The sequence below is a fragment of the Pseudoalteromonas sp. MER144-MNA-CIBAN-0113 genome, assembly GCF_040308965.1.
In the GTDB taxonomy this organism is placed as follows: Bacteria; Pseudomonadota; Gammaproteobacteria; order Enterobacterales; family Alteromonadaceae; genus Pseudoalteromonas; species Pseudoalteromonas tetraodonis.
Genome location: NZ_JBEOOG010000015.1, coordinates 59,111 through 72,625, shown reverse-complemented (window position 1 = coordinate 72,625; position 13,515 = coordinate 59,111). Strand labels below are relative to the sequence as shown.

The 13,515-nt window shown below is 41.1% G+C and carries 16 protein-coding genes; 11 read left to right on the top strand and 5 right to left on the bottom strand.

Annotated elements, in window-relative coordinates; all coding sequences use genetic code 11:
• Positions 1-756: IS3 family transposase (locus AAEY57_RS06125; RefSeq protein ID WP_350606935.1), on the top strand; the 756-nt coding region annotated here is incomplete at its 5' end.
• 222 nt (positions 757-978) lie between these two features.
• On the opposite strand, the gene AAEY57_RS06120 is transcribed toward AAEY57_RS06125, so the two are convergent.
• Positions 979-1,902, bottom strand: a complete 924-nt coding sequence (locus AAEY57_RS06120; protein WP_013464036.1) for a manganese-dependent inorganic pyrophosphatase — start codon at positions 1,900-1,902, stop codon at positions 979-981.
• 117 nt (positions 1,903-2,019) lie between these two features.
• Between AAEY57_RS06120 and AAEY57_RS06115 the strand changes: the two genes are divergently transcribed.
• From AAEY57_RS06115 to AAEY57_RS06070, 10 genes are all read left to right on the top strand, one after another.
• Positions 2,020-2,520, top strand: a complete 501-nt coding sequence (locus AAEY57_RS06115; RefSeq protein WP_138687300.1) for a hypothetical protein — start codon at positions 2,020-2,022, stop codon at positions 2,518-2,520.
• Positions 2,521-2,532: 12 nt separating this feature from the next.
• Positions 2,533-3,342 (top strand): bifunctional DNA-formamidopyrimidine glycosylase/DNA-(apurinic or apyrimidinic site) lyase, encoded by an 810-nt coding sequence (mutM, locus tag AAEY57_RS06110; RefSeq protein WP_350606933.1) that lies wholly within the window; start codon positions 2,533-2,535, stop codon positions 3,340-3,342.
• 288 nt (positions 3,343-3,630) lie between these two features.
• Positions 3,631-4,059: a 50S ribosomal protein L13 gene (gene rplM / locus AAEY57_RS06105; protein ID WP_008110876.1), complete on the top strand. Its 429-nt coding sequence runs from the start codon at positions 3,631-3,633 to the stop codon at positions 4,057-4,059.
• 8 nt (positions 4,060-4,067) lie between these two features.
• Positions 4,068-4,460: a 30S ribosomal protein S9 gene (gene rpsI / locus AAEY57_RS06100; protein WP_024600778.1), complete on the top strand. Its 393-nt coding sequence runs from the start codon at positions 4,068-4,070 to the stop codon at positions 4,458-4,460.
• Between the two features lie 177 nt (positions 4,461-4,637).
• A complete protein-coding gene (locus AAEY57_RS06095; RefSeq protein WP_058154141.1) occupies positions 4,638-4,982 on the top strand; it encodes a four helix bundle protein in 345 nt (114 codons plus the stop codon).
• Between the two features lie 495 nt (positions 4,983-5,477).
• Positions 5,478-6,068, top strand: coding sequence for a ubiquinol-cytochrome c reductase iron-sulfur subunit (petA, locus tag AAEY57_RS06090; protein ID WP_008110867.1), 591 nt, complete (start codon positions 5,478-5,480; stop codon positions 6,066-6,068).
• The gene (locus tag AAEY57_RS06085) at positions 6,068-7,333 is read left to right on the top strand and encodes a cytochrome b (RefSeq protein ID WP_008110864.1); all 1,266 of its coding nucleotides are present in this window, start codon (positions 6,068-6,070) and stop codon (positions 7,331-7,333) included. Before petA ends, AAEY57_RS06085 begins: the two co-directional genes overlap by 1 nt.
• Positions 7,330-8,073: a cytochrome c1 gene (locus AAEY57_RS06080; protein ID WP_008110862.1), complete on the top strand. Its 744-nt coding sequence runs from the start codon at positions 7,330-7,332 to the stop codon at positions 8,071-8,073. The genes AAEY57_RS06085 and AAEY57_RS06080 overlap by 4 nt, the downstream gene beginning before the upstream one ends.
• 79 nt (positions 8,074-8,152) lie before the next feature.
• Positions 8,153-8,779 (top strand): stringent starvation protein SspA, encoded by a 627-nt coding sequence (gene sspA, locus AAEY57_RS06075; protein WP_013464041.1) that lies wholly within the window; start codon positions 8,153-8,155, stop codon positions 8,777-8,779.
• A complete protein-coding gene (locus tag AAEY57_RS06070; protein WP_028834446.1) occupies positions 8,779-9,216 on the top strand; it encodes a ClpXP protease specificity-enhancing factor in 438 nt (145 codons plus the stop codon). The genes sspA and AAEY57_RS06070 overlap by 1 nt, the downstream gene beginning before the upstream one ends.
• 696 nt (positions 9,217-9,912) lie before the next feature.
• Here AAEY57_RS06070 and dolP read toward each other — a convergent pair.
• From dolP to AAEY57_RS06050, 4 genes are all read right to left on the bottom strand, one after another.
• Entirely contained in the window at positions 9,913-10,479 is a 567-nt protein-coding gene (gene dolP, locus AAEY57_RS06065) for a division/outer membrane stress-associated lipid-binding lipoprotein (RefSeq protein WP_013464043.1), read from the bottom strand.
• Positions 10,472-11,065 (bottom strand): SIS domain-containing protein, encoded by a 594-nt coding sequence (locus AAEY57_RS06060; protein WP_013464044.1) that lies wholly within the window; start codon positions 11,063-11,065, stop codon positions 10,472-10,474. Before AAEY57_RS06060 ends, dolP begins: the two co-directional genes overlap by 8 nt.
• Before the next feature lie 151 nt (positions 11,066-11,216).
• On the bottom strand, positions 11,217-11,588 hold the full coding sequence (locus AAEY57_RS06055; RefSeq protein ID WP_058154142.1) for a YraN family protein: 372 nt from the start codon (positions 11,586-11,588) through the stop codon (positions 11,217-11,219).
• Between the two features lie 9 nt (positions 11,589-11,597).
• Positions 11,598-13,478, bottom strand: a complete 1,881-nt coding sequence (locus AAEY57_RS06050) for a penicillin-binding protein activator (RefSeq protein WP_058154143.1) — start codon at positions 13,476-13,478, stop codon at positions 11,598-11,600.
• Positions 13,479-13,515: the final 37 nt, after the last annotated feature.

Below are 13,515 nucleotides of genomic sequence, written 5' to 3'. Positions count from 1 at the left end.
TGGATAGCGTCTGAAAGTTCGTTTTATCGTGTCATGAAGGCACATAACTTATTAACGCATAGAGAAAAAGTAAAGCCGGCTAAGCCGATGAAAAAGCCAAGAGCATTGAAGGCTGTGCGTGCAAATGAAGTATACACTTGGGATATCACCTATTTACCAACGAGCGTAAAAGGGCAGTTTTTATACTTATATTTAGTGATGGACATTTTTAGTCGAAAGGTTGTCGGTTGGCAGGTTCACGACACACAATTAAGTGAATTAGCCGCAGATTTAATGAAGGATATTTGCAGTCGAGAGCAAATAAAGCGAGAGCAAGTCACGTTGCACTCAGATAATGGCAGCCCAATGAAAGGCGCGACATTGTTGGCAACATTACAGGAGCTAGGCATTGTGCCATCATTTAGCCGACCGTCAGTAAGTAATGACAACCCGTACTCTGAGTCGTTATTTAAAACGTTAAAGTATCGCCCAGAATACCCAGAAAAGGCATTTGAAGATATAAGCGCAGCAAGAGAATGGGTAAGCGGATTCGTTGATTGGTACAATAATGAGCACCTACACAGTGGTATAAAATTTGTGACGCCAAATCAACGTCATTCAGGTTTAGATAAAGAGATATTAGCCAAGCGTCAGCAGGTAAACGATGCTGCTAAATTGAATAACCCAAGTCGTTGGTCAGGAAAGTCACGAGATTGGTCAATGATAAACGAAGTAAATTTGAATCCTGAGAAAAAAGAAGAAATGCGGGCGGCATAAAATTTAACTTGAGGCGACAACTAACTTGAAAAACTCCGGTGTTTTATTGGTAGGCGGGGCTTTATGCCGCGCAGGGTGTTTGAAATGTTGTGAAAGTGCGCGAGGTAAACTCCCGCCTACGGGTATAAAAAAACCTTGCGATGTTAACCGCAAGGTTTTTAAATTTCTCGAACCTCGAACCTCGAACCTCGAACCTCGAACCTCGAACCTCGAACCTCGAACCTAGCTCTTAAAAGCGTCTTGTAGTGGTGGTACTACTTGCTTTTTACGGCTCAATACGCCATCTAGCCATACTTTACCGTCTTCTGGCTTTTCACCATAGGCTTGCTCAACAAGGCTGGCATCGTCTGATGCAATCAGCATTTGTGAGCCTTCTTTCATAATGTCGGTTAGTAGTAAAAATACTGAGTGGCGACCGCCTTCTTCTTTAAGCTTGGCAATGTCAGCTTCAAGGTCAGCTTTAATCTCGTCAAATACTGCAAGGTCAATAACTTCTAATTGACCAATGCCAACAAGGTTACCGTTCATGTTAAAGTCTTTAAAGTCACGCATTACTAAATCACGTACAGGCGTATCTTCAACGGCTGATTTAACGCGGAACATGTCCATGCCTAGTTCTTTAAAGTCTTCAATGCCTGCAATTTCAGCAAGGGCTTCAACACATTTAATGTCGGCAGTGGTACAGGTTGGTGATTTAAAAATAACCGTGTCGCTTAATATGGCGCAAAGCATAATGCCAGCAATATCTTTAGGGATCTCTACGTTATAAAAATCGTACATCATCTTAATGATGGTGTTTGAACAACCAACAGGGCGGATCCAGCACTCAAGTGGGGTTGATGAGGTTAAATCACCTAATTTATGGTGATCAACTACGCCAACAACGCGAGCTTGGTCGATATCATCAGGTGCTTGGGTTTTTTCTGTGTGGTCTACAATGTAAACGTCTTCGCCAGCGTAGCTAAGTTTAAGCTCAGGTGCTTCGAAGCCAAATTTATCTAAAATAAACTGTGTTTCTGGTGATACTTCACCAAGGCGGGTTGGAATTGCCGGCTCATCAATTTGGTTTTTTAAATAAGCCAGTGCAATTGCACCACATATTGAATCTGAATCTGGGATTTTATGGCCCACTACATACATTGACATTGACTAAACTCCTTAAAATTTGCCGATATTCTAGCAAAGTATCCAGCTTTTAACATATAGACAGTGCAATTAAGTTTTAGCTAAACTTGAAAACCTTATATAAATTAGGAACTGCATATGCGATTAAGCCGCAAAGGTTGGAACAATGTTATTATTTTTTCTATGTTGATCATGATCTTCTTTTTAAATGGTCTTCATAAAAAGATTGGATCCGATGAAACGCAGGCGCAACTGCAGCCACTACTTCCTGTGCAAAGCTTTGTGTTAACACTTGAATTTAGCGACCAAAAAATTGAGCGCATTGGTACAAGCTGGCGTACTACTGCTTTGATCAAAGAGGTACCGATTAGTTGGCAAGGTTCAGAGCAGCAACTTAGTGAGCTTGTTTATTTATGGCAAAATACAGCGTTAATGACAACAGCCACACCTGATGCGCTTGATATTAATAAGCCACTATCGGCAGCGACGTTTGAACTCGCCGGTGAGCCCCTACCTTGGATGTACTTATTATATAAAGCAAATGGTGAGTATTATCTTCTCGAGAAAACCAGTCAGCGGCTAATGTTGCTTGATTTAAGCACTGCCAAGCAATTATTTCCTAGTTTTACCTTTTCATAGTGAGTTTTATAAATGCCTGAATTACCAGAAGTAGAAGTTAGCCGCATGGGCATTACCCCCCATGTGCTAAATCAAGTCGTTACTAAGGTAAACATTCATAATGCCTGTATGCGCTGGCCTGTGCCAGATGAGGTATACCAACTTGAAGGGTTGGTGGTTAGCAGTATTGAACGCCGCGCAAAATACTTGCTATTAGAATGTGAGCTTGGGGCGGCTATATTGCACTTAGGTATGTCGGGGAACTTGCGTGTTGTAAATAAAACCGAGCCACTTAAAAAACACGACCATGTTGAGTTTATTTTAGCGAACAATAAGGCGCTTCGTTTAAATGATCCACGCCGCTTTGGTTGTTGTTTATGGCAAGCACCCAATGAGGAGCATAAGCTACTTGCTAAATTAGGCCCCGAGCCACTCACTGATGACTTTTTTGCTAAACGTGTTTATGAGCAATCACGTAATAAAAAAGTGCCCGTTAAGCAGTTTATTATGAATAACGCCGTGGTGGTGGGGGTCGGTAATATTTATGCTAACGAGTCATTATTTAAAGCGGGTATTGACCCTCGTAAAGAAGCCGGAAAGGTAAGCCTTAAACGCTACCAAGCGTTAATTCCGATTATAAAAGACACCTTAGCCGCTGCAATTACCCAAGGCGGCACAACTTTAAAAGACTTTGCCCAAAGTGACGGTAAGCCAGGCTACTTTGCGCAACAGTTATTAGTGTATGGCCGAAAAGGCCAACCTTGTGTAAATTGCGATACCGAATTAACCGAAATCCGCTTAGGGCAACGCAGCACCGTTTTTTGTGAGGTGTGTCAGAAGTAATAAAGGTAAAGAGTAAAGTTCTCGGGCGACGGGTAACGGGTCTCGAAGCTCGTATCTCGAAGCCTCGACCCCAAACTTTTCTTGAGGAAAAAACAACCGGCCGGTAGCAATGTCGTTTAAGTGCTGGTATACTCCCGCGTCTGCCACGTTGCGTTCTATGTCCTCATATAGTTTAGCCACTTGTGAGCGGCGAAAAAGTCTAAAACTCGAAGGGGTTGTAGCATACTTAGAGCGGTAGTTAATAATAACTACCTGTGGTTTTAATTGAAAAACATTGGATTTTTATAAATGAAAACGTTTGTTGCTAAACCAGAAACAGTAAAACGTGACTGGTACGTAGTTGACGCTGAAGATAAAACTTTAGGTCGCATCGCTACTGAAATCGCTCATCGCCTACGCGGTAAGCACAAAGCTGAGTACACACCACACGTAGATACTGGTGATTACATCATCGTTATCAACGCTGAGAAAGTTACTGTTACTGGTAACAAATTCAAAGATAAAGTGTACTACGCTCACTCTGGTTTCCCAGGTGGTCTTAAGTCTACTACTTTTGATAAACTTCAAGCTGCAAAGCCTGAAATGATCATCGAAAAAGCTGTTAAAGGCATGTTGCCACGTGGTCCTTTAGGCCGCGCTATGTTCCGCAAACTTAAAGTTTACGCGGGTACTGAGCATAACCATGCTGCACAACAGCCTCAGGTTCTAGACATTTAAGGAGCACTATCATGGCAAATCAATACTACGGTACAGGTCGTCGTAAAAGTTCAAGTGCTCGCGTATTCTTACGCCCAGGCACTGGTAACATCGTAATCAACAAGCGCTCTTTAGAAGAGTACTTTGGTCGCGAAACAGCACGCATGGTTGTTCGTCAAGCTCTTGAGCTTGTAGACATGACTGAAAAATTTGACCTTCACATCACCGTTGCTGGTGGTGGTACTACTGGTCAAGCTGGTGCTATCCGTCACGGTATCACTCGTGCACTTATGGAGTTTGACGAGTCATTACGTCCACAACTTCGTAAAGCAGGTTTCGTTACTCGTGATGCACGTAAAGTTGAACGTAAGAAAGTGGGTCTTAAGAAAGCGCGTAAGCGTCCACAGTTCTCAAAACGTTAATTTTTACGTTATCAAGAATTCAAAAACCCAGCTTATGCTGGGTTTTTTGTTTTTAGATAATGAGTTTCGAGTAACGGGCTACGAGAACCGAGCTGCGAAAGAGATTAAGTTCCGTGCGTTAAATTATATGTTTACTATAATTTATGATGAATGCGGGATTAAGGCTAAGGAGTGGTTGTGAGGTATGAAAGTTTAGATGTATGGAAAAAGTCTTTCTCATTAAGTTTGTTTGTATACCAAACCTTTGCTGCTTTGAGGGATTTCGGCTTAAAAGATCAAATGTGTCGAAGCGCAGTTTCAGTGCCTAGCAATATTGCAGAGGGTTATGAGCGTTACTCTGATAAAGAAAGAGCTTATTTTCTTTCTGTGGCTAAAGGGTCTGTCGGTGAATTAAAAACTCAGCTAATGATTGCTTTTGAGTTAGGTCATATTAATTATGAACAAACAGAATACGCTTTAAATGAGTGTGAGAGTATTGGGAAAATGCTTGGTAAATTGATTTCTATGATTAAAAATGCATGATAACCCCGAACCCCGAACCTTTTCCCTTTAAGGCTAATGTCGACATTAGCTTGATCAAAATAGGCCAAGTATGCGTATTTATTGAACGAAAGCTTAAAAATGACCGACTAACGCAAAAAAAGTTAAATAATTATCGCAATTAGTTTAAATCCATCAGTTAATTGGTGAATTTTTTTGCTACAATTGGCGGGCAAATAAAGTGAATGAGTTTAATGTCGCCAAATTCAGTGGTTACTGTACTTAGTTGGTGAGATTGTACTTGTTTACAAATTGTTTTTACGGAAGCGATACTATAGTCATTTGGTTTCATACTCGAGCTAACTTAATCAACTATTTGAGCAAGTCAGGATTATTCGAGCAGGAGGCTGTGAATAACCTTGTTTTAAACAAGGGTTTTAATTATGATCGTTTCTCTTTTAAAATTCGAAAAATTAACCTGCTGTAACTGATGTTCTCAATATAGCAAGTGTTGAGAATCATAGTGGAGATAAGTGGATGAGCAATGCGCCTGTAGACAATGGCCGACGTCGCTTTTTAACCATAGCTACCTCTGTTGTTGGTGGTGTTGGTGCGGCTGGGGCTGCTGTTCCTTTTATTGCGTCTTGGAATCCAAGTGAGCGAGCTAAATCTGCGGGTGCGCCTGTAGAAGTAGATATCAGCAAACTTGAGCCAGGACAATTAATACGTGTCGAGTGGCGTGGTAAACCTGTATGGGTTGTATCACGGACCCCAAAAATGCTTGAGCAGATGAAAGAACATGAAGGTCAACTTCGTGATCCGCAATCGCAAGAGCCACAACAATTAGAATCATCAACCAATGATTTCCGTTCATTACGCCCAGAGATTTTTGTCGCTGTAGGTATTTGTACGCATTTGGGTTGTTCACCTAGCTTTTTACAAGGTGGCTTTGGTGAGAAAGTGGAAGGGACTGATGACGGTTTTTACTGTCCATGTCACGGTTCTAAGTTTGATATGGCCGGCCGTGTATTTCAATCGGTACCTGCACCATTAAATTTAGAAGTCCCACCATATACTTTTCTTGATGAGACCACTATTTTAGTGGGCGAAGAACAAGGGGTGGCCTAATGTTTGGAAAAATTGTTGAGTGGATAGACGACCGTATCCCAATGACACGTGTTTGGAACATGCACATTGCACAGTATCCAGCACCAAAAAACTTTAACTTCTGGTACTTCTTTGGCTCACTCGCTATGTTAGTACTAGTTAACCAAATCCTTACCGGTATTTGGTTAACGATGAACTATGTACCATCTGCTGAAGGTGCGTTTGCATCAGTAGAATACATCATGCGTGATGTAGAGTACGGTTGGTTATTACGTTATTTGCATTCAACGGGTGCATCTGCGTTCTTCATCGTTGTTTACATGCATATGTTCCGTGGCATGATCTACGGTTCTTACCAAAAACCACGTGAATTACTGTGGTTATTCGGTATGTTTATTTTCCTAGCCCTAATGGCTGAAGCGTTCATGGGTTACTTATTACCATGGGGTCAAATGTCGTTCTGGGGTGCACAGGTAATCATTTCATTATTCGGGGCTATCCCGGTTATTGGTGATGATTTAACACTGTGGATTCGTGGTGACTACGTTATTTCGGGTGCAACGCTTAACCGCTTCTTTGCATTACATGTAATTGCACTGCCATTGGTTATTGTTATCTTAGTATTTTTACACATTGTTGCACTACACGAAGTGGGTTCAAACAACCCAGACGGTATTGATAACAAACGTAAAAAAGGAACTGTGGCTGAAGAAGATAAGCCTAAATTTAAGTTCCATGAATACTACACTGATAAAAAAGACATCATTGATGCGATTCCGTTCCACCCTTATTACACAGTAAAAGATATTGTGGGTGTGGTTGGCTTCTTAATCTTGTTCTGTTGGGTGGTGTTCTTTATGCCTGCTATGGGTGGTTTCTTCTTAGAAGCGCCAAACTTTGAACCGGCAAACCCACTCAAAACACCAGCGCATATTTTCCCTGTTTGGTACTTTACGCCGTTTTATGCAATCTTACGTGCGATTCCAGACAAGCTAATGGGTGTTGCAGCAATGGGTGCATCTATTGTCGTGCTAGCATTATTGCCTTGGATTGACCGTGGTTCGGTTCGTTCAGTTCGTTACCGTTGTGGTTTCCACAAATGGAACATTGCAGGCTTTGTAGTTACTTTCGTTCTTTTAGGTTGGGTTGGTGCTACACCTCAAACTGACTTTAAAACGCTTGTTTCGCAAATCTGTACTGTGACTTACTTTATGTTCTTCGTACTGTTATTTGTTTACAGTAAGAATGAAAAAACTAAGCCATTGCCTGAGAGGTTAACGAAATGATGAAAAAGCTACTTATTGGTTTATTCGCTTTATCAGTAAACGTATTACCAGCAATGGCGGCAGGCCCGTCAGTTCCTCTAATGGAAGCGGGTAACGATATATCTGATCAACCTTCTTTGCAACGTGGCGCAAAGTTGTTCATGAACTACTGTCTTGGTTGTCACCAAATGCAGTATCAACGTTATGAACGTACTTTCCGCGATATTGGTATTCCAACAGAGATTGGTCAAGAGCAACTTATTTTTGATGGTTCAAAAGTAGGTAGTCATATCAATAATGCAATGAAGAAAGAAGATGCTGCAAAATGGTTTGGTGCGGCTCCGCCGGATCTAACAAATGTTGCGCGTGTGCGTGGCAGTGATTGGATTTATACCTATTTAAAATCGTTTTACAAAGATGAATCTCGTCCGTTTGGCGTAAATAATACGTTATTCCCATCGGTGGGTATGCCACATGTTCTTCAAGAGTTGCAAGGTGTTCCTACTGCAATTACTGAAGAAGTAACAGTAAATGGTAAAACAACCACTCATATTACTGGTACAGAAACAGATGGTACGGGCGAATTAAGTGTAGATGAATATGACCAAGCAGTTCGTGATTTAACGAATTTCCTAGAGTATGTAGGTGAACCTACACGTCTCGAATCGGAAGCGCTAGGTATTAAGGTACTTGGATTCTTAGTGATTCTATTTATCTTGGCATTTATGCTGAAGAAAGAATACTGGAGAGATGTTCATTAAGTTTGAACATATTTAAAGGTAATTTTGCAATAGGGGCTTAAGCCCCTATTGCTGTTTTAGTTATTTAATGGAGGTAGGCATGGCCGTAGCTGCCAATAAGCGCCCTGTAATGACCCTTTTTTCTGGTGCTAACTGTATGTATAGCCACCAAGTACGCATTGTACTTGCTGAAAAAGGTGTAAGTGTAGATATTCATATGGCTGAAAAGGATAATCTGCCAGAAGCACTTCACGAAATTAACCCTTACGGTACAGTGCCAACACTGATTGACCGTGAGCTTGGTTTATATCAGGCAAACATCATCATGGAATACCTTGATGAACGTTTTCCTCATCCTCCACTAATGCCTGTATACCCGGTCATGCGTGGTCGTAGTCGTTTAATGATGCACCGTATTGATACTGATTGGTACAGCCTAGCTGAAAAGATCATTAACAACACGTCTGAAGCAGCGCAAGCGCGTAAAGAGCTGACAGAAGCATTACTTGCAATAGCACCGATCTTTAGTGAAGCGCCTTACTTTATGAGTGAAGAGTTTAGCTTAGTTGATTGTTACTTAGCTCCACTATTATGGCGTTTACCTGAGTTTGGTATTGAGCTAAATGGTGCAGGCTCTAAAGAACTTAAAGAGTATATGATCCGTTTATTTGAACGTGAATCATTCCAAGCTTCTTTAACTGAAGCAGAGCGTGAGATCCGTTTATAATGACCTCTAATCGTCCTTATTTACTACGCGCTTTTTTTGATTGGATTGTTGATAACGAATGCACACCACACTTAGTGGTTAATGCTGATTTTCCTGCAGTGCAAGTGCCAACACAGTTTGTCCAAGACGGCCAAATTGTATTGAACATAAGCCCTTCAGCGGTTACGCAGTTTTCGTTAGATAATTCTCAGCTTAGCTTTAACGCACGCTTTGGCGGTCAGCCAATGCAAGTGTACGTGCCTTTAGGGGCTGTACTTGCAATATATGCACGCGAAAATGGCGAAGGCACAGTCTTTACTGCAGATGAGTTTTTAGAGGACGAAGACGATTTTGCTCCAGAGCTTGAAAGTGTTGATTCATCACCTGAACTAGTTGATGAAACACCTGATCCTAAGCCTGAAAAGAAAAAAGGCTCACATTTACGCGTTATAAAATAACCCGTAAATGTTAGATAAAAACCGCTTAATAAGCGGTTTTTTTATGCCTGATTAAAAGTAGGTGAAAGGTGAAAGGTGAAAGTTCACGGGCGACGAGCTGCGAGAAACGGGTTAAGGTTGATTGGTGTAGCAGCGGGTTTATTCCGCGCATGTGGTTTTAGGTAATAAATTTATTCACAAAGAGGTTAAGAGACACTGCGCTTTTAGAGCTAGTGAAAAAACAATTAATCACTCGGGCTCATGGTTATTGTTTTCTCATTTACTGCTCATTCACTTCTCTTTGTGCAAAAAGATCTTAAAGAGATTTTATTCACCACAGAGGGGACAGAGCACACAGAGGAAATGATTAAAGACATGTTTTATTTGTCCTGTCTTCTCTGTGTACTCTGTGGTAAAAATGTTTTTTAAGTGGGGCTTACGCCGTGCAAGTTTGATTTAAGTTCACGGGCGACGGGCGACGGGCGACGGGCGACGGGCTGCGAGAAGCGGGTTAAGCTTGGATGATGTAGCAGCGGATTGATTCTGCGTCTATTAGTGATAATGCGCGAGGTAAACTCCCGCCTACAGATATAAAAAAACCTTGCGATGTTAACCGCAAGGTTTTTAAACTTCTCGAACCTCGAACCTCGAACCTCGAACCTCGAACCTCGAACCTCGAACCTCGAACCTCGAACCTCGAACCTCGAACCTGATACTTTACAAATACTCAAACACTTTAATAACGCGCTCTACGCCAGAGATATTACGGGCAATATTAACGGCTTGGTTTGCTTCAGCGTCAGATACTAGCCCCATTAAGTATACTTCGGCATTTTCAGTCACTACTTTTATATTATTACTGCTGATGTTTTCAGCCGCTAAAAGCTGCGCTTTTACTTTTGAGGTTAACCATGAGTCGTGAGTTTGCGTGGTGATACCAATATTAGAGCCAATGCGTAATTGGTTGTGAATTTTACGAATGCCAGATAGGTTCTCAATGGTTTTAAACGCTTGGTTTTTCATTTCTTGGTTAGGAACTTGCCCTACCATTAAAACCACGCCATTAACGCTTATAACGCTGATATGAGCAAACTTATTAAGACGTTCATCTTCACTAATAGCAATGCTGGCTTTTATTTCAATGTTGTTGTCGTCTATTTGCGAGCCAATGGTTCGTCTATCGTTTGCTGCAGTAACAGCACTGGCTGTGCCGGCCACTACAGCAGCAGCACAACCTTGTAATAACACAACGGTGCCTAAAATAATCAGGGAGCGTTTAAACATAATTTTCATCCTGCGGGAAAAGAGTTAAATCTACCAATTCACTTAAACAGTGAAGGTTAACTAAATGCGATTCAATAATGCGACTAGGGCGTTTAGACGGTGTACGTATTTCTACATCGTTGTGCCCAAGTAAGCCAACGAGTTCGCCACCATCATCACCTACCATTACTATGACCTTCATATCTTTGGTTAGTGCCGCTTCTACTGCAGAAATTATATGTTTTTCATTACCATTAATTGCTAATGCAAGGAGCAAATCACCTTGCTGAGCAAAGGCACGTACTTGGCGCGCAAAGGTATCGTGGTCATCTATTTGATGGCCTTGACCTAGGTTAATATTTTCTTGCGAAAGGGCGATTGCAGGTAAGCAAGGGCGCTCTGTTTCGTAAAAGTTTACTAATACGCCAGCCATGTGTTGTGCCAACATGTGGCAGTTTGCTGTGCCGCAACATATCAGTTTATTACCATTGATCAGGCTTTGTGCAATGGTGAATGCCGCTGACTCCAATGCGCTAGGAAGTACTTCACCTGCTGCAATTTGAACTTGAATACTTTCTTTAAAAATTTCTTTTATTGTGTCTTGCATGGATTACCAACAATTAATATCTAATTCTGTGTGAGCTCACACCCGCTTTATTAAGGATGATGATTTTTAGAAGCAGCTTGTTAATTTTTAACTACGCATTAATGCATTTAGCTGTTGTAATAATTGCTCACTCATTTGTATGTGCTCGGTATTAAAATACGTTTTTTAGCCAGTTTATGTGTAGTGATGGCTCGCCTGTTATAGCAACATAATCAATACGTAATGGCTGATTCTTTAAGTTTTTAGCCGCGAGGTAATGATAAATAGTTCGTCTTAATTTTTCTTGCTTTTGCGGGCTTAAAGCATAATTAGCGCCGCCTTTTATATTATTTTTACGAAACTTAACCTCAACAAACACTAAGGTGTCACCGTCTTTCATAATGACATCAAGTTCGCCATAGGGGCAGTAGTAATTACGCTCAATCGCTTTTAAGCCTTGTGCTTCTAAATACTTTTGCGCTTGGCGCTCATAATACTGGCCTTTTTCACGACTATTTTGCCACAGCTGTTTAAACCACGACATGTCGACCCCTTAGTTAATTATGGTTATGCCATCGTTAGCTGATTGCATAAATAGCGGTACAGGGCGTTGTGTTTTTAACTCCACCGGTTTTATTCGGCGGTTGCTGTACTGAGCCCATTGCAGTGAACGTTCAATATCACCGGCACTATTAATCGACAATTTACCGCTCAACCCTGAAAAGTATTTATCGGGTGTAACACTCAATTGTCTAATATCGTTAAGCATGGTGACGGAATCATAAGCCATCGCAAATAAACGTTGGCTTATATCGGCTTGTTCAGGCCATAAATCATTGTATTGCTGACGCAGATTATGTTGCTTAATTTGTGAGTCTAACATCCAAGGCAGTTCAGTAAAGTAGAGTCCGTCTAAATCACCTTTGTCAGTGGTATCTATTTGCTTACTGTGGCTTTTAGAGCTGGCGTAAATAGGAATTCTATCGGCAAAGGTACTCACATTAACATCAAGGTAAGGCTTAATTAATCGGGTTTCAATGGCGTCGCCGAGTATGTAGATGGCATCAATATCTCCACGTGAGCGTGTTTCACTTTCAACTTCTTTATTAAAAAGTGCTTTAACAGATTTAATACGCTCTTTTGACTTATCAACTTCTAACAAGCTAGTAATCGTATTGGGCATATCTTTGTTATCGTTATAAAAACCAACTTGCGTGGTTGTTTCACTATAGCGTTGCCACTGCAGATTAAAGTAGTCAACTAAGCGCTGGCCATTGGTATTATTTGGCGCTAGCAACATCGGCTTTTGATAACCCTGTGCTAAAAAGTGCTCTAGCGTTTGCTGTACTTCATGTTCAGGATTAAGCGCAAAAAAGTAATGTTGCAGCGAGGTTCTTTCGCCATCAAAGGTATTTAAATGTAAGGTGGGTATATCGAGTAATGTATTGGTATTAGCGAGCTTATCTATATTGGCTTTTAATAGTGGACCAATAACAAAGTCAGGCTGTAACTGAGAAATTTGTGCGCTCAACGCTTCTGTTTCAGTGTTTTCATCTATAAACAGTGTTTCGTTGATCTCTTTTTTATCAAGCGCTGCCAATATACCGGCTTTTAAGGCATCCCCAAGGCGCTTATTAGCACCTGACTGAGGCAGTAAAACAACCAAACGCTCAATATTAATTGGCGCTAATTCATTAGCATACGTTTCTTGTTTTGGCAGTACATTGTTACCAGGATGCCCCAGGTAACGGCGGCGCCAATTATTAATGGCTTGGTCTAAATCAACCGAGCTGTTGGCGTAAACTTGATGATACAAAGCTAAGTTAACCCAACCTTGTTGGATCACAGAACCACGGTTAAATCGTTCTAATGCGTAAGATGAGAGTTGCTTTAAATTTTTCCAAAGTGCATTACTAAGCTGAGGAATTGAAATAGTGTTTTTAGTTGCAGATTCTGACGCCGCAAAAAAATAGGGTGCAGCACGTTTTGGCAAGTTTTGAGAAGCAAAAATGCTGGCAGTTAAAAATTGGTGCCAGGCAAAATGTTCGGGTTGCTTGAGTTGTCCCTCAAGTGAGTTTAATACTTCAAGTGCTTGCTGGTTTTTATTCTGCTCTTTTTGTGCAAAGGCAATATATAAACGGTTTTGAATTTGATCAACACTGGCAGTAAGTGCAAGTTCGCTACATATTGTTTCGAGTAGCGGCCAGTTTTCTTCCGTAATGGCGCTATCACGGGCACTATAAAGCAGTTGAATTTTATCTGCACCAAAACGGTTTTGCGCTAATTGATAAATCGATTGCGCGTTCAGTGCTTCATTTTTCAGCGTATTGGCACTGCTATTTAAGTTATCGCTGGTTTTAGTTGGTTTTTCGGTTGTGCTACACGCCGATAACCCTGACAATATAATTAATAGACTAACTAGTTTAAGTCGCACAATGATTTCCCATACGTTAACGCGATTTGCTTATATT